The organism is Pseudomonas sp. NPDC089758, assembly GCF_044748705.1.
Lineage (GTDB): Bacteria > Pseudomonadota > Gammaproteobacteria > Pseudomonadales > Pseudomonadaceae > Aquipseudomonas > Aquipseudomonas putida_X.
The window spans coordinates 26,378-47,007 of sequence record NZ_JBIVGN010000005.1; the positions used below are offsets into that span (position 1 = coordinate 26,378).

General features: G+C 63.2%; 24 protein-coding genes. All 24 read left to right on the top strand.

Annotated elements, in window-relative coordinates; genetic code table 11:
* Position 1: 1 nt before the first annotated feature.
* Entirely contained in the window at positions 2-1,222 is a 1,221-nt protein-coding gene (locus tag ACIPZH_RS08470; protein WP_400635908.1) for a S49 family peptidase, read from the top strand.
* Positions 1,223-1,235: 13 nt separating this feature from the next.
* Positions 1,236-1,586: a head decoration protein gene (locus tag ACIPZH_RS08475; protein WP_400635909.1), complete on the top strand. Its 351-nt coding sequence runs from the start codon at positions 1,236-1,238 to the stop codon at positions 1,584-1,586.
* A gap of 11 nt (positions 1,587-1,597) precedes the next feature.
* Positions 1,598-2,626, top strand: coding sequence for a major capsid protein (locus ACIPZH_RS08480; RefSeq protein ID WP_400635910.1), 1,029 nt, complete (start codon positions 1,598-1,600; stop codon positions 2,624-2,626).
* A gap of 1 nt (position 2,627) precedes the next feature.
* Positions 2,628-2,804, top strand: a complete 177-nt coding sequence (locus tag ACIPZH_RS08485; RefSeq protein ID WP_400635911.1) for a hypothetical protein — start codon at positions 2,628-2,630, stop codon at positions 2,802-2,804.
* A 29-nt stretch (positions 2,805-2,833) separates the two neighbouring features.
* A complete protein-coding gene (locus ACIPZH_RS08490; protein ID WP_400635912.1) occupies positions 2,834-3,127 on the top strand; it encodes a hypothetical protein in 294 nt (97 codons plus the stop codon).
* On the top strand, positions 3,124-3,786 hold the full coding sequence (locus ACIPZH_RS08495; RefSeq protein ID WP_400635913.1) for a hypothetical protein: 663 nt from the start codon (positions 3,124-3,126) through the stop codon (positions 3,784-3,786). The genes ACIPZH_RS08490 and ACIPZH_RS08495 overlap by 4 nt, the downstream gene beginning before the upstream one ends.
* Positions 3,779-4,309, top strand: a complete 531-nt coding sequence (locus ACIPZH_RS08500; protein ID WP_400635914.1) for a hypothetical protein — start codon at positions 3,779-3,781, stop codon at positions 4,307-4,309. The genes ACIPZH_RS08495 and ACIPZH_RS08500 overlap by 8 nt, the downstream gene beginning before the upstream one ends.
* Entirely contained in the window at positions 4,306-4,866 is a 561-nt protein-coding gene (locus tag ACIPZH_RS08505) for a phage baseplate assembly protein V (RefSeq protein WP_400635915.1), read from the top strand. The genes ACIPZH_RS08500 and ACIPZH_RS08505 overlap by 4 nt, the downstream gene beginning before the upstream one ends.
* Positions 4,867-4,907: 41 nt before the next feature.
* On the top strand, positions 4,908-5,117 hold the full coding sequence (locus tag ACIPZH_RS08510) for a hypothetical protein (RefSeq protein ID WP_400635916.1): 210 nt from the start codon (positions 4,908-4,910) through the stop codon (positions 5,115-5,117).
* Between the two features lie 3 nt (positions 5,118-5,120).
* Positions 5,121-5,447 (top strand): GPW/gp25 family protein, encoded by a 327-nt coding sequence (locus ACIPZH_RS08515; RefSeq protein WP_400635917.1) that lies wholly within the window; start codon positions 5,121-5,123, stop codon positions 5,445-5,447.
* Positions 5,444-6,322, top strand: coding sequence for a baseplate J/gp47 family protein (locus tag ACIPZH_RS08520; RefSeq protein WP_400635918.1), 879 nt, complete (start codon positions 5,444-5,446; stop codon positions 6,320-6,322). The genes ACIPZH_RS08515 and ACIPZH_RS08520 overlap by 4 nt, the downstream gene beginning before the upstream one ends.
* Positions 6,322-6,930: a phage tail protein I gene (locus ACIPZH_RS08525; protein ID WP_400635919.1), complete on the top strand. Its 609-nt coding sequence runs from the start codon at positions 6,322-6,324 to the stop codon at positions 6,928-6,930. Before ACIPZH_RS08520 ends, ACIPZH_RS08525 begins: the two co-directional genes overlap by 1 nt.
* Positions 6,923-10,453 (top strand): phage tail protein, encoded by a 3,531-nt coding sequence (locus ACIPZH_RS08530; protein ID WP_400635920.1) that lies wholly within the window; start codon positions 6,923-6,925, stop codon positions 10,451-10,453. Before ACIPZH_RS08525 ends, ACIPZH_RS08530 begins: the two co-directional genes overlap by 8 nt.
* Positions 10,454-10,460: 7 nt before the next feature.
* The gene (locus ACIPZH_RS08535) at positions 10,461-11,156 is read left to right on the top strand and encodes a tail fiber assembly protein (RefSeq protein WP_400635921.1); all 696 of its coding nucleotides are present in this window, start codon (positions 10,461-10,463) and stop codon (positions 11,154-11,156) included.
* 85 nt (positions 11,157-11,241) lie between these two features.
* Complete coding sequence (locus ACIPZH_RS08540; protein WP_400635922.1) at positions 11,242-12,408, top strand: phage tail sheath subtilisin-like domain-containing protein; 1,167 nt, start codon at positions 11,242-11,244, stop codon at positions 12,406-12,408.
* 13 nt (positions 12,409-12,421) lie between these two features.
* Positions 12,422-12,931, top strand: a complete 510-nt coding sequence (locus ACIPZH_RS08545) for a phage major tail tube protein (protein WP_400635923.1) — start codon at positions 12,422-12,424, stop codon at positions 12,929-12,931.
* Positions 12,932-12,962: 31 nt separating this feature from the next.
* Positions 12,963-13,259: a phage tail assembly protein gene (locus ACIPZH_RS08550; protein ID WP_400635924.1), complete on the top strand. Its 297-nt coding sequence runs from the start codon at positions 12,963-12,965 to the stop codon at positions 13,257-13,259.
* A gap of 131 nt (positions 13,260-13,390) precedes the next feature.
* Positions 13,391-16,390, top strand: coding sequence for a phage tail tape measure protein (locus ACIPZH_RS08555; RefSeq protein WP_400635925.1), 3,000 nt, complete (start codon positions 13,391-13,393; stop codon positions 16,388-16,390).
* A gap of 9 nt (positions 16,391-16,399) precedes the next feature.
* Positions 16,400-17,245, top strand: a complete 846-nt coding sequence (locus ACIPZH_RS08560) for a phage tail protein (RefSeq protein WP_400635926.1) — start codon at positions 16,400-16,402, stop codon at positions 17,243-17,245.
* Entirely contained in the window at positions 17,220-17,426 is a 207-nt protein-coding gene (locus ACIPZH_RS08565) for a tail protein X (RefSeq protein WP_400635927.1), read from the top strand. The genes ACIPZH_RS08560 and ACIPZH_RS08565 overlap by 26 nt, the downstream gene beginning before the upstream one ends.
* Positions 17,427-17,485: 59 nt before the next feature.
* Positions 17,486-18,538 (top strand): phage late control D family protein, encoded by a 1,053-nt coding sequence (locus tag ACIPZH_RS08570; RefSeq protein WP_400635928.1) that lies wholly within the window; start codon positions 17,486-17,488, stop codon positions 18,536-18,538.
* 22 nt (positions 18,539-18,560) lie between these two features.
* Positions 18,561-19,112 carry a glycoside hydrolase family 19 protein gene (locus ACIPZH_RS08575; RefSeq protein WP_400635929.1) on the top strand — a complete coding sequence of 184 codons (552 nt, stop codon included), beginning with the start codon at positions 18,561-18,563 and terminating at the stop codon, positions 19,110-19,112.
* Between the two features lie 11 nt (positions 19,113-19,123).
* Positions 19,124-19,669 (top strand): lysis protein, encoded by a 546-nt coding sequence (locus ACIPZH_RS08580; protein WP_400636081.1) that lies wholly within the window; start codon positions 19,124-19,126, stop codon positions 19,667-19,669.
* 153 nt (positions 19,670-19,822) lie between these two features.
* The gene (locus ACIPZH_RS08585) at positions 19,823-20,617 is read left to right on the top strand and encodes a DNA adenine methylase (RefSeq protein WP_400635930.1); all 795 of its coding nucleotides are present in this window, start codon (positions 19,823-19,825) and stop codon (positions 20,615-20,617) included.
* Positions 20,618-20,630: the final 13 nt, after the last annotated feature.

Here is a 20,630-nt window from a genome sequence, read left to right on the forward strand (position 1 = left end):
CATGCCTCGAGCACTTGAGCTGGCTGCCTCGCAGCCCTGGCTGATGATGCCCGACGCCTTGGACAACCTGCTGACCATCTCCGACCGCATGGGCGATCCGGTGGCGCTGGCGACCAAGCGCGGCGAGCGGCTGGATGAAACCCGGCGCGTCACCATGCGCGGCAGTGTGGCGGTAGTGCCGGTCGTAGGGCCGATCTTCCGGTACGCGAACTTGTTTACCGAGATCAGCGGTGCCACCAGTACCCAGGTGTTGGCTACCGATATTCAGCGCGCCCTGGACGACCCCAAGGTCAAGTCCATCGTGCTCAACATCGACAGTCCTGGTGGTGTTGCCTCGGGCATCAACGAACTGGCCGAGATGATCTACGCAGGCCGCTCCCGTAAGAAAATCGTCGCTTACATCGGCGGCATCGGAGCTAGCGCGGCCTACTGGATCGCTTCGGCGGCGGGCGAGATTGTCATCGATGAGGCCAGCCTGGCCGGCAGCATCGGCGTTGTGGTCGAGGCTGTGATCGAGGATGAAAAGAAGGCCGGGCGTGCCCGCTACCAGATCGTCAGTCGCAATGCGCCGAACAAGCGGCCTGACCTCGGCACTGAGGAAGGCCGCGCCAAGATGGGCGAGACCATCGATGCGATGGCCGAAGTCTTCGAGGGCAAGGTCGCCCGCAATCTCGGCGTGGATGCGGCAAAGGTGCCCGAGATGGGCGACCACGGCGGCATCCGCGTCGGAGCCGACGCCGTCAAGCACGGCCTGGCCCACCGCGTGGGATCGCTGGAGTCCGTGATCACCGAACTGGCCAAGCCGGCCATCAACTCTACAAGGATACACACCATGACCACCGTCAAAACCACGGCAGAGCTGCGCACCGCGATTGCAGCGGGCACCGACCCCAACACCATCGAGATCGCTGCCGCCGATCAGCCTGATACCGCAGCAATTCGCACCGAAGCGGCAACCGCTGAGCGCGACCGCATCAAGGGAATCAATGCCCTGGCCGTCAAGGGCTTCGAGAAGGAAATCGAGGCTGCCATCGATGACGGTAGCTCGGTAGAAGCCACCGCTCTGGTGCTGTTCAAGGCTTCGCAAGATCGCGGTATCTCGCTGGCTGGCATCAAGGGTGATGCGCAAGGCGTCACCGGTATTACCCCGCCTGCAGGCGGCAAGGATGGCGAGCGTAAGGCCGCCGTCAGCGCAATCGTCTCTGGCGCCTCGCGCCGTTAACCAGGAGCCCATCATGGCAAACCCTCATACCCACACCTTCACGCTTTCCCAGCTCGAGGCGGGCGACTTCCCCATCGTGATGGACTCCGGCGTCATCGCCGCCGGCCAACAGCTTTCCCGCGGTGCGGTGCTGGGCCAGGTCACCGCGTCTGGAGAGTACCTGCTGTGTAAAGCAGCTGCCGAGGATGGCTCCCAGTCGCCCAGGGCGATCCTCGACCGTGATGTTGATACCAGCGCTGGCGCGCTAAGCGCACCGCTTCGCCTGACCGGCCAGGTGCTGGGCAGCCAGCTCACCCTCGGCGAGGGCCTGACCCTGGCGGCTGCGAAAGCCGCACTGCGTTCTCTCTGCATCTTCGTTCGTTAACTGGAGCACCTATGGATATCTTCGACACCCTGACCATGCTGGAAGCTGTTGAGCAGTTGGCTACGCCGCGCCGCTTCCTCATGAACACCTTCTTCAATGCCGGTGCCCCTGAAACCTTCCCAACCGAGACGGTGACCATCGACATCGTGAAAGGGCAGCGCAAAATGGCGCCGTTCGTTCACCCAACCCTGCCTGGCAGCGTTTCCCAGCGCACTGGCTTCGCCTCGTCCACCTACAAGCCTCCGTACATTCAGCCCAAGCGTGTCACCCGCGCTGAGCAGATCCTGAAACGCGGGGCGGGTGAAACCCCGTTTTCCACGCGTACCCCGCTTGAGCGTGCTGGCGAACGGCTTGGTCGTGATCTGGTGGAGCTCGAGGACGAGATCATTCGCCGCGAAGAGTGGATGTGCGCCCAGGCGCTCACTACTGGCCGCATTCGGGTTCAGGGCGATGGCGTAGATGACACCATCGACTTTCTCATGGAAGACACCCACAAAGTCACCCTGGCGACTGGCCGCTGGAACGCTTCCGGCTCTGACCCTATCGCCAACCTGCGTCAGTGGCGCCGCCTGATCGCCAAGGACTCTGGGCGTTCCGCTAACGTCGCGGTGCTGAGCGCTGAGGCGCAGGACGCCTTCCAAAGCAACGAGGCGGTGCTCAAGCAGTTGAACACTCGTCGGGTTGATATGGGACTGATCAAGCCAGAAGAGCTCCCTGACGGCGTGACCTATCTCGGTTACCTCAATGATCCTGGGGTGGACCTCTATGCGTACGACGAGTGGTACCTGGACGACGAAGCCGGCGAAAAGCCGCTGATCCCCGCCGGTAGCCTGATCCTGGGCTCGACCGCAACGCGCAACATCATGATGTATGCAGCGATTCAGGATCTGGACGCTATCGAGAGCGGCCTGGTCGAAGCTGCGCGCTTCCCCAAGAGCTGGGTTACTCAGGAACCAAGCCAGCGCTGGCTGAAACTCCAGGCCGCGCCCCTCGCTGGGCTGCTGGAACCGAACGCTTTCCTCTCCGCGAAGGTGGTGTGACATGGCTGCCAAAATCGAGTACGTGGTAGTGGCGGGCTGCATTCAGGAAGGCACCAAGGTTGTGCGCGAAGGTGAGGTTTACGTGCCTCCCTCCACCGAAGTTCGAGATGTCTTGCTCAAAGAAGGGGTCATCGCTCGTCGTGGCGCGCTAGAGCCTGCTCCCGAATCGGATGATTGAGCGTGGCCTGGCGCGAGCAGGTTGCGGACATGGATTTTTCTCTGCTGGATGAGCTGGGCGATGAGGTCGAGATCGAGGGTTTCGACGATCCGGTGAAGGGCTTCATGTCCGTTCCGTGGCAGCAACCGAAGGTCGGCACGATCAACACCGGGCTACGTCAGCCGGTGTTTTCCGTGCGTGTGAGCGATGCGGCAGGTATCAAGGAAGGCCTGCACCTGGTCTGTGACCTTGCTCCAGCAGACGGCGGGGGCCGCTACATCATTGCCAGGCGTGACCCGGACGGTACGGGCTGGATCAACTTCGCACTTCGGGAGGTTCGATGAGTGTTGGTAGCTACCACAAGCAGTCATCCAGCAGCGGACTGATCACGCTCCAGGCGAATCCACAGCAGGTCAAGGGCTTCGAGCGGTTCGCCGAGTTGCTGCCCAAAGCCATCAAGGCTGCCCAGCGCCGGGCAGTTAACAAGACCCTGCGCTGGCTGCGCACCCATGTTGCCCGGTCGGTAGGTCGACAGGAGCGCATCGCCATTGCAGCGGTACGCCAACGCCTGCTGGCCTATCCGGTCTCCAGCAGTGGTCAAGGAAAGCTGTGGTTTGGTCTCAACCCCATTGAAGCCAGCCGCGCAGGTCGGGTTAGAGAGACTAGAACAGGTGTATCAGTGGCGGGCCGGAAGTACCAGGGCGCGTTCTTCCGGCAGGTGTATGGCAGCAAACCAGACATCTGGATGCGCACCGCGAGCAAGCACTTCAGCGCGAACGACTACCCAGACAGTGAGGTATCTGGTCGGGGAAGTGCCAGCTCGGGGTGGATCGCCGAGAACAACAGTCGATTTCCGCTGGCGAAAGCCAAGATCTCCCTGGAGGACGTCAGGTCTCACTTCGAGTCATGGACGAACAAGGCCCACCAACGGCTGCTGGTGGTGATGGAGCAGGAGCTGAACTTCGAGCTGCACAAGCTCTCACGGAGTACCGGTAATGGGTGACGATCCTATCCCTCTGGCGGGGGTGTACGCCGCGATGGAGGAAACCATAAGTATGGCAATCCCTGGGCTGAACTACGTTGGCACGATGCCTGGGATGCTGCAGACGGTCGCGGTACCAGCGGTCGTGCTGGAGTTCGCTGGCTTCGAGCCTGCGGAGTTTGATCCTGGGACCGGCGAGGTTGCCATTGATGCCCGATTTGAGGCGCGGGCCATCGTAGGCACCGAGTACGACGACCATTTGCATGTGGTGGCCTTCATTGCGGCACAGCTCGCGGTGCTGCTGCGCATGCAGACGTGGGGCCTCAAGGTCGATACCGCCAAGTTGGTTCGGGCAGAGCCTGATTGGAGCCGGCCAGAGCTGGATTCGATGGCTGCTTGGGTTGTGGAATGGACGCAGGTCATCTACCTGGGCAAGGAAGAGTGGCCGTGGCCAGAGGAGCTCGGCCCGATCATGTTCGGCTTCGATCCGCAGACTGGCGCTGAGCATCTAGGCGACTACATGGCCCCCGAGGACATGGCATGAGCTACGTGTCTGCGCAACACGACCGCATGCTGGCCAGTACGGTGATTCCCTGTCGTGTGGTGGCCGTCGACCTACCGGTCGCCAGGGTGCGGGTATCCGATGGCAGCGGGTGGACTAGTGCCTGGGTGCGTTGGCATGCCGAGGCCGCCGGCAAGGCCCGCCACTGGCGTGCGCCGAGCCTGGGCGAGCAGGGCGTGCTGATTAGTCCGAGTGGTGAGCCGGCCCAAGGGACGTTTGTTCCGGGGCTGTACGGTGACGCCGGCGCGCCGCCGGACAACCGCGATCACGTTGAGGTTTGGCGCTTCGACGATGGTGGCTCGCTGGTCTACGACTGGCAGGCCAAGAGCTACACCATCACGCTCCCCAGTGGCACTGCCACGGTGAAGGTGGGCGGCACCGAGGTGGTGGTTACCGACAACGCTATCACCGCTAAGTCGGGAACTATCGACCTCACCGGCGCCGTCAAGATCAATGGCCCGTTACTAGTAACGGGCGATATCAACGGTGGCGCACGAATCATCGACACCGCCGGCAACACGCCCAATCACAAACATTGATAGCCCGCCCAGCGCGGGCTTTTTCTTGCCCGGAGGGGCGTATGAGCACCAAGAAAACCATTGCTGCGATCAACGCGCCGGCAGGCGTGACCTATCGCGATAAAAGCCACACCTCGCGGTCGCTGTTCATGCCCGACGGTCGCGAGCTGAAGGTGGTCGGCGGCCACCTTATGGTCCCAGAAGGAGACAACGAGACCATGGCTTACATGGATAGTCGCCGGGACTTCGAGCGCCCGGGTCAGGTGGAGTAACCCATGATTGGAATGGACCGCCGCACCGGTAAGCCGCTGTCGGGCCTGGCCCACTTGCGGCAGTCCATTGAGGACATTCTGACCACGCCGATTGGCTCGCGCCGCATGCGCCCGGAGTACGGGAGCAGCATGCGTCGTTACGTCGACCTGCCCGTCAACGAGGGGTGGAAAAGCGCGGTACAGGCTGAGGTTGCCCGCGCGCTGGGCCGATGGGAGCCGCGCTTGAGGCTGGAGCGGGTCAAAGTGGTTTCGGTCGTCGGCGGACAAATCACCCTGCAGCTGTCCGGGGTTTACCTGGGCGACAGCACGGTACTGGAGGTAAGCGCATGACGATTGATCTAACCGCGCTGCCGGCGCCGGCGGTGCTGGAGGCGCTGGACTTTGAAGACACCTATCAGGGCGAGCTGGCCACGTTTGAAGCGCTGATGGGGGAGGGGTGGTCGGCGCCGCTGGAAAGCGATCCGGTGGTCAAGCTGCTGGAACAAGGCGCCTATCGACGCCTGCAGACACGGGCGCGGGTCAATGATGCGGCCAAGGCGTTGCTGCTGGCCTACGCCAAGGGCTCGGACCTCGAGCAGTTGGCCGCCAACGTCAACCTGCAGCGCCTGGTGGTGCAGGCTGAGGATCTGAATGCAGTGCCGCCGGTCCCGGCGGTGATGGAGGAAGAAGATGCCCTTCGTGAGCGGGTGCAGCTCGCGTATGAGGGGTTGACCACGGCCGGCCCGCGAAACAGCTACATCCTGCATGCCCGCAATGCCTCGGGCCTGGTAGCTGACGCCACGGCCGAAAGCCCCTCGCCGGCGGTGGTGGTGGTCACGGTGCTTTCCCAAGACGGCAACGGCGCCGCCTCGGCTGAATTGCTCGATACCGTGTCTGCCTATCTGAATGACGACGACGTCCGGCCGGTTGCGGACCGGCTCACGGTGCAGAGCGCGCAGGTACTGCCGTATCGGATCGACGCCAAGGTCTACATGGTTGGCAACGGTCCGGAGAACGAGGCCATTCTGACCCAGTGCCAAGCGCGCCTGCAGGCCTGGATAAACCCGCGCCGTCGCTTGGGCGTTGAGGTGGCCCGTTCGGGTATTGATGCCCAGTTGCATATCGACGGGGTAACTCGCGTCGAGCTGACGGGGTGGGTGGATATCAAGCCGACCAAGGCCCAAGCGGCATGGTGTGAGGGCTTCACCGTTGTGCGGGGTACGTGATGGCCAGCTTGCTCCCGAACAACGCCACGCCGCTAGAGCGTGCCGTAGAGGCCGCCGACGCTGAAACCGCCGTGATACCGCTGCGCGATCTGTACAACCCCGATACCTGCCCAGCGCACCTGCTGTCCCAGCTGGCCTGGGCGTGGTCGGTGGATCGCTGGGATGACGGGTGGCCTGAGGCCGTCAAGCGCTCGGTGATCAGGTCGGCGTTTTACATCCACAAGCACAAGGGAACCATTGGCGCGCTGCGTCGAGTGGTCGAGCCGTTCGGCTACCTGATCGAGGTTGTCGAGTGGTGGAACATGACCCCCGAAGGCGTGCCCGGCACCTTCGCGCTCAAGGTCGGCGTATCCGACTCCGGCATCAGCGATGACACCTACCGCGAGTTATCGGCCCTGCTCGATGACGCCCGGCCGGTAAGCCGCCACATGGTCGGCCTGGAAATCAGCCTTGAAGCCAACGGCCGTTACTACGTCGGCGCGAGCCTGAGCGAAGGCGACATTCTCGACGTGTACCCGCCCATGCAGCGCGACATTGAGGTCACCGGCGTGATTCGACGCGGTGGCCGTGAAACCACAATCGACACTCTGGATATTGCACATGGTTGACCAGAACTCACAGTTCTACGCGATCCTCACCAACGTGGGCGCCGCCAAGCAAGCCAACGCCGATGCCTTGGGCTTGGCGTGGAAGATCACCCAAATGGCGATTGGCGATGCCAACGGCACCGACCCAACGCCAAGCGCTACGCAAACCAGCCTGATCAACGAATGGCGCCGGGCGCCGCTCAACCAGCTTAAGGTTGACGATAACGACCCGTCGATCATCGTGGCCGAACAGGTTATCCCGGCCGACATTGGCGGCAAGTGGATTCGCGAAATCAGCCTGATCGACGAAGACGGCGATACGGTGGCGGTGGCCAACTGCGCACCGACCTACAAGCCGTTGCTGTCGCAAGGCTCGGGCCGTACCCAAGTCGTGCGCATGAGCCTGGTGGTCAGCAGCGCCGCCAACGTCCAGCTCAAGATTGACCCCAGTGTGGTATTGGCCACCCGTGAATGGGTCACCGAGGAACTGGCCCGCCAAGATTTCAAGCACTCGGTGCTGGTGGCCACCACGGCCGGCATCAACTTGACCGGCCTGCAGACTGTCGACGGCGTAGCGCTGACCGCCGGCGCGCGGGTGCTGGTAAAGAACCAGACCACTGCCAAGGAAAACGGGATTTACACCGTAGTCTCTGGCGGTCCTTGGACGCGTGCTGTCGATGCCAATAGCAATGCCAAGGTCGCCCCCGGCCTGCTCGTTCTGGTCGAGAAGGGCACGGTCAATAGCGATAGCGCTTGGCAGCTGGTGACGGACGCGCCGATTAGCCTGGACGTAACCGCTTTAACCTTTGAAATGGCGTTCGGTCGCAGTGGCGTAACGGCAGGCACCTACCGCAGCGTGCAGGTGGACAAGTATGGCCGGGTGGTGGCTGCCACCAACCCGACCACCGTGGCGGGTTACGGGCTGACCGATGTGTACACCAAGGCGGAAACCTACAGCCGCACGGAGATTACCCAGGCCATCGTCGGCGCCGTGGCTACAGCTGTATCTGGTCTGGTAGATGCTGCCCCAGGCGCGCTGGATACGCTCAAGGAGCTGGCGTCCGCCATTGGCAACGATCCGAACTTTGCCACCACCATGGTCAACGAGTTGGCCAAAAAGGCGCCGCTGGCCTCGCCGAAGTTCACAGGCTCGCCTGAAACACCGACCCCTGCAGTCGGCAGCACGGGCTTGCAGGTGGCCAACATGAGCGCCCTGGCCACTGCTGTGGCGACGGCCGCACGACAGTTCAAGTCGGCGATCATCGGCGTTAACACCAACTTGACCTTGACGGCTGCGCAGATGGGCAATGCCGTGCAGTTCAATACGGGGCCTGTAACGCTGACGCTGCCAGCGCTGGCCGATGTGGGCAATGGCGCGTCGGTGATGCTGCGCAACCCGTCTTCTTCGGCTACGCAAACCATTACCGTGGCGTCCTCTGGCTCTATCGTGGACGCCGGCAGCACTGTGACCAGTACCACCATCAAGCCATTCGAGTGGATGGAATTGGCGTCGTCTGGTTCGGCCTGGTTTATCGTCGGGCGGGGCAAGCTCAAAGAAGTGGCTGAGCTGGATTCGCCGAAGTTTACGGGCGTGCCGGAAGCACCGACGGCGCCGGTCGGCACCAACACTGCGCAGGTCGCTACCATGGCGGCTGTACTGGCTGCGCTCCAAGCGTTCGGCTTGGGCACCACCATTGGGGTGATGGTCACTGACTTTGATGCGGTAGAGCAGACCAGCCTGTTTCGCGTTGAGGGTGGCGCGCTGCATTCGCCCTTTCCCGGCGCTTCAATGGTGGCCCTGCACATCCAGTACAACCAGACCGGATGTTTTCAGCTGGCGGCAGGCTGCAGCAGCAATATTGGTAATGCTCGGTTGTTCTGGCGGACCAAAGCTGGCGGGGCATGGGCAGACTGGCAGGCTGTCAGCCGGCTGGACTCCCCTAACTTAAGCGGCATTCCCACCGCGCCCACGGCGGGGGTCGGCACCAACACTGCGCAGATCGCGACCATGGCGGCGCTGCTGCAAGGGATCAATGCCTTCAAGCGCAATTACAGCGGGAACGTGGTAGGTGTTGGGGCAAACCTTGCCCTGACTGGAAGTCAGACGGGCTATGCGTTCAACGCAACGGCGCCGGTCACGATTACCTTGCCGCCAGCGGCTGAGGCGGGTTCGGGCGGCACTTACGTTATCCGTAACGTTAGTTCCGGCAATGTCACTTTGTCTTACCCTTCTGCAGGATCGATTTACGAGAAGAACGCCGGGGCCAACAGCGCCATTATCAGTCCTGGCGAATGGGTGGAGATTCAAGCGTCGACCAGTAGCTACTTCATCAACAAGCGCGGCCCGTTGAATGATGTGGGCAAGCTGATCGCCGACGCGTTGGCGGCGGTTGGATTGGGCACCGACCAAGCGCCGATTTGCGCTGATGTGGACGCACAGTCCACAAGCGGTTTCTTCTTCGTCAGTACCTCGTCGTCGTTGAATATGCCGTATGCCAACAATGGGTTCTTGCTGCAGTTTCCCTGGAATGGCACCTCGGCAGCGCTGCAGTTCTACGTTGCGGCTTCGGTAGACAAGCTGATGTACCGAGCAAAGTCTTCTGGTACCTGGCGTCCTTGGAAAGATCTGCCCTCACTCGATGGCGTAATTACCGCGATCAACAACGTATCGCGCAGCTTTCGAGCGCAGCCGATCATCGGAATTGCAGCCAACATGTCGTTGAACACCACGACGCACCTCGGTGCCGTGTTCCAGTTCAATGCCAACGCTTTGACCGTCACGCTGCCATCTTCGGTAACTGTCGCAGATGGCTCCGTGGTGACGCTGCGCAACCCTCGGGCTGCGACACAAACCCTGGCGGTTGCGGCCGGTTCCGTGGTTGAAGAGGGTGTAACCGGCGACAAGCTGATATTGGAGGCTTATGAGTGGGTCGAAATGGCTTCCTCGGGAGCCTCCTGGTTTGTCACTGCACGCGGCAAGGTCAAAGAGTCGGCTACGGTAGAGCAGTTGAACGCCGCCGTTGTCAGCGCTGCGCCTCCTGGCATGGTCGCCCACTTCGCGCGCAGTACGCCGCCGTCCGGCTGGCTCAAACGCAATGGTGCGGCGGTCTCGCGCACTACCTACGCCGCACTGTTTGCCGAGATCGGCACCCAGTTTGGCGCCGGTGACGGCTCGACCACTTTCAACTTGCCGGATGACCGCGAGCTAATCGACCGGGCGTGGACGGATGGCCTCAATGCGGCTGACGCGGGACGAGCCCTATTCTCGCCCCAGGCTGGTCAGCTTGAGTCGCACGAGCACGCCGCGCGCACCGGTTATGGGGGAGGTCACTCGCATACGACCAACTTCGTTCGCGAACGGATCGCGGCTGAGATGGTGGCGACGGGAGGGAACGCAGTCTTCGGTGACCAGCAAAGTGATGGTACGCAGACGCTCACTTCCTCGTCTGTGCCGAACCACATGCACACCGTTACGGTAGATCCGACAGGCGGCAACGAGACACGTATGGCTAACCGGGCCTATCTGGCCTGCATCAAGTATTGAGGTAACCATGAGCGACGAAGTCGAAGATGTTCTTGAAGGCGTAGAGCTGCAGGAACCGCTAGAGCTGGTGCCCTGGTGGCAGCAGCCAGGCGTAGAGCCGCCAGTGTTGTGCAATGTGCATCGGGGAACCGGCGAGTTCATATGCACCTCGGCCGCCGACCCTAGCCCCCTGGAGCCTGGTGTGTGGCTGTTTCCGGCATACAGCTATGAAATTGAGCCGCCCCAGGCTGAGGCCGGCTTTGCCGCGCTGATCAATCGTGACGGTAACGGCTGGGAGCGAGTCGCCGACCATCGCGGCGCCACGGTGTACAGCACCGAAACTGGCGAGCCGCGCCAGTGGCTGGCCTTGGGTGATCTGCCCGAGGGCTACACCCTGCAGGCCCCCGAGTCGGCGTTTGACGCCTGGAAGGATGACAAGTGGGTGCTGGATGAAGCCGCACAGGCCGAAGCGCTGCGCAGCGCTGCCTACCGCAAGCAGGCCTTGGCCAACCAGTACGCCACGGGCCGCATCGCCACGCTGCAGGATGCCGTCGACCTCAAGATGGCCACCGAGGATGAAGCCGCCGCGCTGCTGGCCTGGAAGGCTTACCGCGTCGAGCTGAGCCGCTTGGATATCACCACCAGTGCGCCGGCCGATGACGACTGGCCGAGCAGCCCCAACGACGAAGCCCTGGCCGCCTGGCTGGCCTCGCAAACCGAATAGACGCCCCGCACTGACGGGGCGTTTTCTTTTCTGCTGTACCCAAGGCCCCGCACGCGGGGCTTTCTCATATCTGGAGAATGGCTTTATGAGTGGTTTCTTTCACGGCGTTACCGTAACGAACGTCGACACCGGCGCGCGCAGCATTGCCTTGCCATCGTCCTCAATCATTGGTTTGGTCGACACCTTCACCCCTGGCGTGGGTGTCACGGCCAACCCCAATGACCTGGTGCTGATCACCAGCGAGCGCGAGGCGGTGGCCGCCTTCGGCGCGGGTTCGGCAATCGCCAAGGCCTGCCAAGCCATCTACACCCGCGCCAAGGCGGTGATCGTCGCGTGTGGCGTGGCCAAGGTCGATGACCTGGCCGAGCAAACCTCGGCAATCATTGGCGGCGTACTGGCGGATGGTAAGCGTACCGGCCTGCAGGCGCTGCTCGATGGTAAAAGCCGGTTCAACGCCCAACCGCGGCTGCTGGTCACTCCCAAGCACAGCGCGACCCAGGCGGTCGGCACTGCCCTGGTGGCCTTGGCTGACAAGCTGCGCGGTATCGCGATCATCGACGGCCCCAACACCACCGACGAGGCGGCCATTGATTACGCGGCGGGCTTCGGCGCCAAGCGTGCGTTTCTGGTCGATCCGGGTGTGCAGTACTGGGACACCACCGCAGATGCCACTGTCGACGCGCCCAGCTCGGCCTGGGTGGCTGGCCTCTTTGCCTGGACTGACAGCGAATACGGTTTCTGGGCCTCGCCGTCGAACAAAGAGTTCGTCGGCATCACCGGTACCACGCGCCCGATTGAGTTCTTGGATGGCGACGAGACGTGCCGGGCCAACCTGCTGAACAACGCCAATATCGCGACCATCATTCGCGATGACGGTTACCGCCTGTGGGGCAACCGCACGTTGTCGAGCGATCCGAAATGGGCGTTCGTCACCCGCGTGCGGACCATGGACATCGTCATGGACGCGATCCTGTACGGGCACAAATGGGCGGTCGACCGCTCGATCACCGCGACGTACGTCAAGGACGTGACCGAGGGGCTACAGAACTTCATGCGCGACCTGAAAGCCCAGGGCGCAATCATCAACTTTGAGGTGTACGCGGACACCGAGTTGAACACGGCCAGCCAGCTGGAGCAGGGCAAGGTGTACTGGAACATCCGTTTCACCGACGTGCCGCCGGCCGAAAACCCCAATTTCCGCGTTGAAGTCACCAACCAATGGCTGACCGAAGTCCTCGACACCGCCGCTTAAGGAGCGCACTTACATGGCAATGATTCCCGAAACCCTGGCCAACCTGAACCTGTTCGTGGATGGCGTCAGCTTCCAGGGCGACGTACCCAGCCTGACCCTGCCCAAGCTCACCCTCAAGATGGAGGAGCACCGCCCCGGCGGCATGGACATGCCGGTTGAGCTGGACATGGGCATGGAAAAGCAAGAAGCGAACTTCACCACCACCGGCGTGCGCCGCGAGGCCTTGAAGTTCTTCGGCCTGGCCGATGGCACCGCCTTCAACGGCACGTTTCGTGGCGCCTTCAAGGGCCTGAAAGGGGCGATCAAGCCGGTGGTCGTCACCCTGCGCGGCTCGATGAAAGAGATCGACATGGGCGACTGGAAAGCCGGCGACAAGGCCGAGATCAAGCACGGCGTTGCCGTTACCTACTACAAGCTGGAGGTCGATGGCCGCGTGGTTTACGAGATCGATGCGCTGGGCATGAAGCGCGTGATCGATGGCGTCGACCAGCTGGCCGCCCAGCGCTCTGCGCTCGGCCTGTAACCCTACTCCCTGAACAAAAGGACACCGCACTATGAGCAAGCCACTCCCGAAGTACCTGGCCCTGGCCGCCGACCGCGTTACCGTAACGCTGAGCAAGCCCACCGAGCTGAACGGCATCACGCTCGACGCCATCACCCTGCGCGCACCGACCGTGCGTGATATTCGTAACGCGCAGACCACCGCCGCCGGCAACGAGGAGCAGGCCGAGCTGAACCTGTTCGCCAGCCTGGCCGAGGTCGGCGCCAAGGATCTGGAGGGCATGGCCCTCAAGGACTACACCCGCCTGCAGGCCGGATACTTTCGCCTGGTGCAAGACGACGAACTTTGATCCCCAGGTGCAGAAGGGGCTGGCCAAGCGGCTGGCCCGTGAGCTGGGTTTTTCAGCGGCTGAAATCACCGGTATGCCCTGGGCCGATATGGTCTGGTGGCTGTCGGATTGAGCCGCTAAGGGGGTAACCGATGGCAGGCAAGCTGGCGTTATCGCTGGTGATTGGCGGCGCCGTCGCGTCGTCAGTCGGTGCGGCTTTCCGCACCGTAGACAGTGGCATCGACAAGCTCAAGCGAAAGGGCGACAAGGCCAAGGTGCTGCAAAGCACCATTGGCGAAACCATGAAGCTGCAGGCGGAGTGGAAGCGGGCGCACGACACCGGCGCCGCCGGGGCTGACAAGCTGCTGCGCAAGCTCAACGGCAACTTGGATGCGTTGCGCAAGCAGGGCGTAGAGGTTGGGCGCCTGGGCCGCGAGTACCAGCGCCTGGGTCGTGACGCCAAGGCGGCAGACCTGCAGGTCAAGGGACATAACCAAATCGCCGCCGGCAAGTCGTCGCTCAAAACCACCATGGGCGCGGCGGCGGTCGGCATCGGCCTGACGGCTGTGCCCACCAAGATCAGCGCGGACTATCAAGCGATCATCCGTGACATTGCGATCAAGGCCGATGCGGCCGGCAAGCCGCAAGAGGTGCAGCTGAGTCGGTCGGTGATCCACACGGCCAATGACACGGGCATGGCCCGCAACGACGTGGCCGACCTGATTAACCAGCTGGTCGGCGCTGGCATGGACCTGGACAAGGCCATGTCCTACGCGTCGACGGCGGCCAAGTTCGCGGTTGGTCAAGGCGCCTCTGGCGTCGACACGGCCAGCATGATCATGGCGCTGCAGCAAAACGCCAAGATCACCGACCCGAAGGTCATGCAGCAAGCCCTTGAGGCGATTGCCTACCAAGGCCAGGCGGGCAGCTTCGAGGCCAGCGACATGGCCAAGTGGTTCCCCCAGCTGCTCGCGGGCATGGAGAAAAGTGGTATCACCGGCTTGGATGCGGTGACGTCGCTGGGCTCAATGCTGCAAGTGCAGATGAAGACCGCCGGCAGTTCGGACGAAGCGGCGAACAACTTCAAGAACTGGATGGAGAAGCTGGGCGCCGGCGACATCAAGAAAAACTATGAAAAGGCCGGGATCGACTATCAGGCCTCGTTGAACACTGGCCTGCAGAAGGGCATGAACGTCATTGAGGCGTCCATGGACCTGGCCATGAAGTATGTGCAGGCCACTGACCCGGCCAAGGCGCAAAAGATCAAGGATGCCCAGGCCAACATTGACAAGGAAGTCGACCCGGAGAAAGCCCGGGCGGCGCTGGAAGCCCTGGAGAAGACCCTGCGCACCGGCGATATCTTCGCCGACATGCAGGTCAAGGCGGCGCTGACCGCCTACGGCCAGAACCGAGGTCTGTACAACGACCTCAAGGCCGAATCGCTCAAGGCCACCGGCATCCTCGACAAGAACCTGGCCGAGCGCCGCGAAACGTCGTCGCAGCGCTGGGCCGAGTTGCTGCAGTCCACCGATGACGCGATGCGCAGCATTGGCGATGCGATCCGCCCAGCCACCGATGCCTTTGCCCAAGGTGCCACCACCGTGGTGCAGGGCATCACCAAACTGTCGGACAAGCTGCCCGAGGTGGTTCTCGGCCTGGCTGGCTTGGCCACGGCTATCGGCGCGCTGTTCGCGGCGCGTGGTGCCGCCAGGGTCGGCCGTGGCGTGATCAACGTGGCGCGTGGCCGCGCACTGGGTTACCGCCGGGGCGGCCCGGCTGGCCAGGGCCCTGCCGAGGCGCTGCCCAAGACCGGCAATCCCGTGGTCGACGCCGGCCTGGGCGCCTTGGGTAAAGTGCTGGGAGGGCCAGCCAGTAACGATGGCGGCCAGGCGCCCAGCAGCGAGCCGCAGCGCGTGTTCGTGGTCAATTCCGATGCCTTCGGCGGGATCGGCGCGCGCGGGGCTAATAACGGCCCTGCAGGGCCTGCTGAAAGTCGCCGCGCTCGCCGTCGTCGGCGCCGGCGTGCCGGCTCAATGAACGATGCGCGCCCAGCACCGAGCGCGCCGCCCGTCAAGGCGGTGGCCGCTACGGCAGAGGTGGCGGCCGAGGCGGGTAAGTTCGGGCGCATGGTGCGCGGGGTGCGGGGCGTGACTCGCATGGCCGGCAAGGTGCCGGGCGGTCGCTTGCTCGACGTGGTGCCGGGCGTGCTCGATACCGCGCTGAATGCGCAGACCCGCGACGAGAAGGCCGAGGGGTATGGCGGCCTGGCCGGCGGTATGGCCGGTGCCTGGGCGGGGGCTACGGCCGGCGCTGCTATTGGTTCGGTGGTGCCGGTGATCGGCACCGCGATTGGTGGCGCCATCGGGATGGCCTTGGGCGGCTTGGGTGGTGAATCGCTGGGCGGCTGGCTGGGTAAGGCCTGGTTTGGCGAGGATGAGGCCAAGCCGGGATCGCCAACGGCTGAGGCGCCGGTACAGGTTGCCGGTGCGCCCGAGGCTGTGGCGCCGCCGCCGGTGGTGGTTCCGCCGGCACCGTTGCGACCCACTCTGCAGCCAGGCGCTGCGACGGGGCCAGAGTCGGTGGTGAAAGCGCCGGCGCCGGTGTCTGTCGCCCCTTCGGTGGTGGCTGCGCCGCCGGCGCCCGTGGTGCAGGGTGTGGCCGTCGCGCGGGTCGAGGCCCCAGGTGGCCAAGCAAGGGTTGACGGCGCTGCGCCGGCATCGAAACCGGAACTCGGCAAGGCGGTGCGACCGGTTGAGCCAGTGGCCAGCGCGCCGGCCATGGTCCCGCCGGCCGTGCCGAGAGCGCGTGAGCGCACGCGGCCTGAGCTGTCGCGGGGTGGTCAGGGTCAGCCCTTGGAGCGCGCCGACGCCGTAGGCGAGGTGGTGCGCTCGCTGGTCGAGGCGGTGCAGCCGGCCGTTGCGCCGCCGGCGCCGGTGAAGCCAGCAGAGCCGCCCAAGCCCGAAGCGCCGAAGGTCGACCAGACGTTTCAAATCGCGCTGAGCATGCCGGTAACGGTGGAAGGGAACATGGATGACCCTTATCAAATCGTGGCCAAGCTCGAAGCGCCGATTCGGTCGCTGCTGGATCGCGTGCAGCGTGAGTTTGCGAGCCGCCAGTTCAGCGTCGAGCTGTACGACGCGCCACATGTTTAAGGAGGTGCCATGGCTTACATGGATTTGATGAAAAGCACCCTGTCGTCACTGGTGGCGGCCGGCGAGGCCGGCCGTACCAGCCTTGACGGCATGCTGGGGCCGTTGAATGGCGCTGTCAGTGATATGACCGGCGCGGCGTCTGAGTTGGAAAGTTTGCCGATCATCGGCCCGGCGGTCGGCGCCAAGCTGCAACGCACCATGCGTGCGATCAACGCGGCGCAGTCCACCGTGGGCATGGTGGCGTCGAAGTACAGCCAGGTCACCAGCGCCGCCTCGCAGGTACAGGCGCGCCTGGGCTCGCTGGGGGAGCAGGCCAGCAAAGCCGGCACGGCGATCAATCGCATGGCCGGCAAGGTCAGCCCGTCACTGGGTAGCATCTTCCCCAGCAGCGCCTTGACCACCGACAAGACGCCGGCGGCCGCTGCAGTGACGCCGTTCCCACACCTGCTGATTCTGCAGCCGCTCAAGGCGGGTTCGCAGCCGTACTACTTCAACCTAGACACGGCGGCCTTTGATGAGCTGCAGCGCAAGACGGCGTACCGCTGGGCGGGGCAGGAACGCCTGACCCGCGATATCGCCCAGCAGGCAGTCGGGCAGGGCGAAGACACGTTGACCATCAAGGGCGCCGTATTCCCGTTGTTCAAGGGCGGTATCAGCCAGCTGGACGCGCTACGGGTCATCGGCAAGCAGTTGTTGCCGGTGAGCCTGACCACGGGCTATGGCGCCGTACTCGGCACCTGGTGCTTGAAAAACATTGATGAGGACCAATCGGCGCTGCTCGCCGGGGGCATCCCGCGTAAACAAGCCTTCTCATTGGAGTTCGTGAAATATGGCGATGACCTGCAGAACGTCTGACGGCGACCTGCTCGACACCCTGTGCCAGGCCTACTACGGCCACCTGCTCGGCACGGTGGAGGCGGTCATGGAGGCCAACCAAGGGCTGGCCGATGAGCCGCAGCCGTACCGCGCCGGGGTGCTGATCCACTTCCCCGACCTGGTGGCGGCCGAAGCCGAGCAAGTCACCTTGTGGGATTGATCCCGCGTTACGCGTAACGAGCCCCGCCTTTAGCGGGGCTTTCTATTTCTGGAGTGCGCATGCAACCCACGTTTCGCATCGTCGCGGACGGCCGCGATATCACCACGCTGATCAACGACCGCTTATTGCTGCTGCGCGTTTCGGACAAGCCCGGCATGGAGTCGGACGAATTCGAGTTGCGTATCGATGACCGCGACCAAGCCGTTACGCTGCCCAAACGCGGGGCCAAGATCGAGATTTTCCTGGGCTATGTTGGGCAGTCGCTGGCGCGCCTGGGCAGCTATGCCGTGGATGAAATCGAGGTGACCGGCCCGCCGGATACCATCACCTTGCGCGGCAAGGCCAGCGACATGCGCGGCTGCGGCAAGACCATTCGCAGCGGCAGTTGGGAGGCCGTATCGCTTGCGCAGATCGTCAGCGATGTGGCCGCCCGGAATGGCTGGAAACCGGGCTGCACCGTGCAAACCAAGGTGCCGCGCGTCGATCAGCGCAACGAATCCGATTTCAATTTCATCACCCGCCTGGCCAAGCAGTACGACTGCACTGCCAAGGTGGGCGATGGCCAGTTGCTGGTGATGCCGCGCCAGGGCGGCACTACCCCCGGCGGCAAGGCGTTTGGCGCTGTCACCCTGACCCGCGCCGACGTTAGCCGCTACTCGTTCCGCCTCTCGGATCGCAACACGCAAAAGGCGGTTAATACCCAGTACCAAGACAAGAGCGCCGGTGTGCTCAAGGTCGTGGAGCTGAACAACGACGAGGCCCCCGAGGGCCTGCCGGCAGTGCATACCGACCGCCATATCTACCCCGACAAAACCGCCGCCGAGCAGGCCGCCAAAGCGCGCTTGGCTGCGTTCAATCGCAGCACCGCTGCCGTGCGCTTGGAAATGGTCGGGCGTACTGACCTGTTTGCCGAACGCTCGATCAGTGCCCAGGGGTTCAAGAATGGCCTGGATGGCGAGTACCTAGTGGACAGCGTGGAGCATGTCTTTACCGCCTCGGGCTGGTCCACGACGGTCGAGTGCAATGGCGGCAAACAGGGTAAGGCGAAAGCCAAGGGCAATAAGAAGAAGCAAACCAAACCACTGCGCACGGTCGATCTAGCACCGGCGTAACCAACATAGATTGGAGAAAGCGATGCCTATTAACGAAAAACAGTTGCTGCAGATCCTTCCCAACGCCGGCCGCCAAGCCGGCGTTTTTGTTCCCGGCCTCAACGCCACCATGGGCAAGTTCGCCATCATCACGCGCCTGCGGATGGCCGCTTTCCTCGCTCAGATCGGACACGAGTCGGGCCAGCTGCAGTACGTGCGCGAGCTTGGCAATGACAAGTACCTGTCGAAGTACGATACCGGTCGCCTGGCACAGCGCCTGGGCAACACGCCGGAGGCTGACGGTGATGGCCAACTCTACCGGGGGCGTGGGCTCATCCAGGTGACGGGCCGATTCAACTACGAAGCGTGCAGTGAAGCGCTGTTCGGTGACAGCCGGCTGCTCAATACCCCGGAGCTGCTCGAGCAACCGGTCTATGCATCCATGTCGGCCGGTTGGTTCTGGCAGAAGGAAGGCCTGAACAGCTTGGCCGACAAAGGTGACATCCTCGCCATTACGAAGCGGATCAACGGCGGTACCCATGGTTTGGATGACCGCAAGGCCATCTATAAGCGAGCGCTTGAGGTGCTGCAGTGAGCGTTTGGGCTATGCGCCTGGTTGTTCTGGCGGGGCTGTTGATCGCCTGCGCCGGCGGCGCCCGGGCAGCCTGGGTGTGGCAAGCCAACACATACACCGCAAAGCTCGCCAAGCAGGCCGAGGACCTCGGCAAGCAGCTGGCGGAGAAGGACCGTGCACACGGCCGTGAGCGTGAGGAGGCTGCTGCAGCGGCGCTCAATCAACTGGCAGAGCAGCAGGGTGCGCGCCTTGCCCTGGAGGCTCGCCTACAGGATCAGACCAAAACGCACTGGAAGGAAATGAATGATGCTCAACAAGCTCAGGCTCGTCTGCGTGACCGGCTTGCTACCGCTGATCTGCGGCTGTCAGTCCTTGTCGACGCCGGAACCCTCGCCAGCCCGGGTTGTGACGGTGGGCTGCGAGAAACCGCCGGCACCGGAGGCGTGGTACATGGCGCCGTACGCGCCCAACTTGACCGAGCGCATGCTCAACGAATTGTCGCCATCACCGACGAAGGCGACCGGGGGCTGATCGCGTTGCAGGCCTGCCAGGCCTACGTCCGCGCAGTCACCCAGTAGTAAAGAGGCGAGCCGGGACGGATGCGTCAACATCCAGCCCGGCCCACCGAACCCGCAGACCCTTCCTGCAAGTCCAGCCGTGGCCCCTGCCTTGTGCACAAAGCGCGGCGAGCCTAACACCTGTTTATCCATACAGTAAAGACTTGCATACCTATGACCTCTCCAATCATCCCCTGGATGGGTGGCAAACGCCGCCTGGCCGACCGTTTGATCCCTCTCTTTCCCCCTCATGAATGCTACGTCGAAGTCTTCGCCGGCGGTGCCGCGTTGTTCTTCATGCGCCCCCAGCCCGCCCCTGTGGAGGTGCTGAACGATCTCAACGGTGACCTGGTTACCCTGTACCGCGTTGTGCAAAACCACCTGGAAGAGTTCGTGCGCCAGTTCAAGTGGGCGCTCAGCTCCCGGCAGATCTTCGAGTGGCAGAAGATGACCCGCCCCGAGACTCTGACCGACATTCAGCGCGCTGCCCGGTTCTTCTATCTGCAGCAGCACGCATTCGGTGGCAAGGTCACCGGGCAAACCTTCGGTACCGCCACAACTGGGCCGGCTATCAACCTGCTGCGCATCGAGGAGAACCTTTCCGCTGCCTGGCAGCGCCTCGCCGGCACCTACGTTGAGAATCTATCTTGGCTGGCCTGCGCCGAGCGCTATGATCGAGCGCACACGTTTTTCTACATGGACCCTCCTTACTGGCAGACCGCTGGTTATGGCGCGGATTTCCCTTTCCAGGAGTACGAACGCATGGCCGATTTCATGCGCCGGTGCAAGGGCAGGGTGATGGTCAGCATCAACGATCACCCGGATATCCGGCGCGCCTTCGATGGCTTCCACTTCGAATATCTGGATATTCGCTACACCAACACGAACCAGCGCCAAGGCAAGGCGGAAGTGACCGGCGAGCTGGTGATCATGAACTGGCAGCCAGCCTCGCTGGGTGCTCTGTTCTGAACTCGAAGGGCTG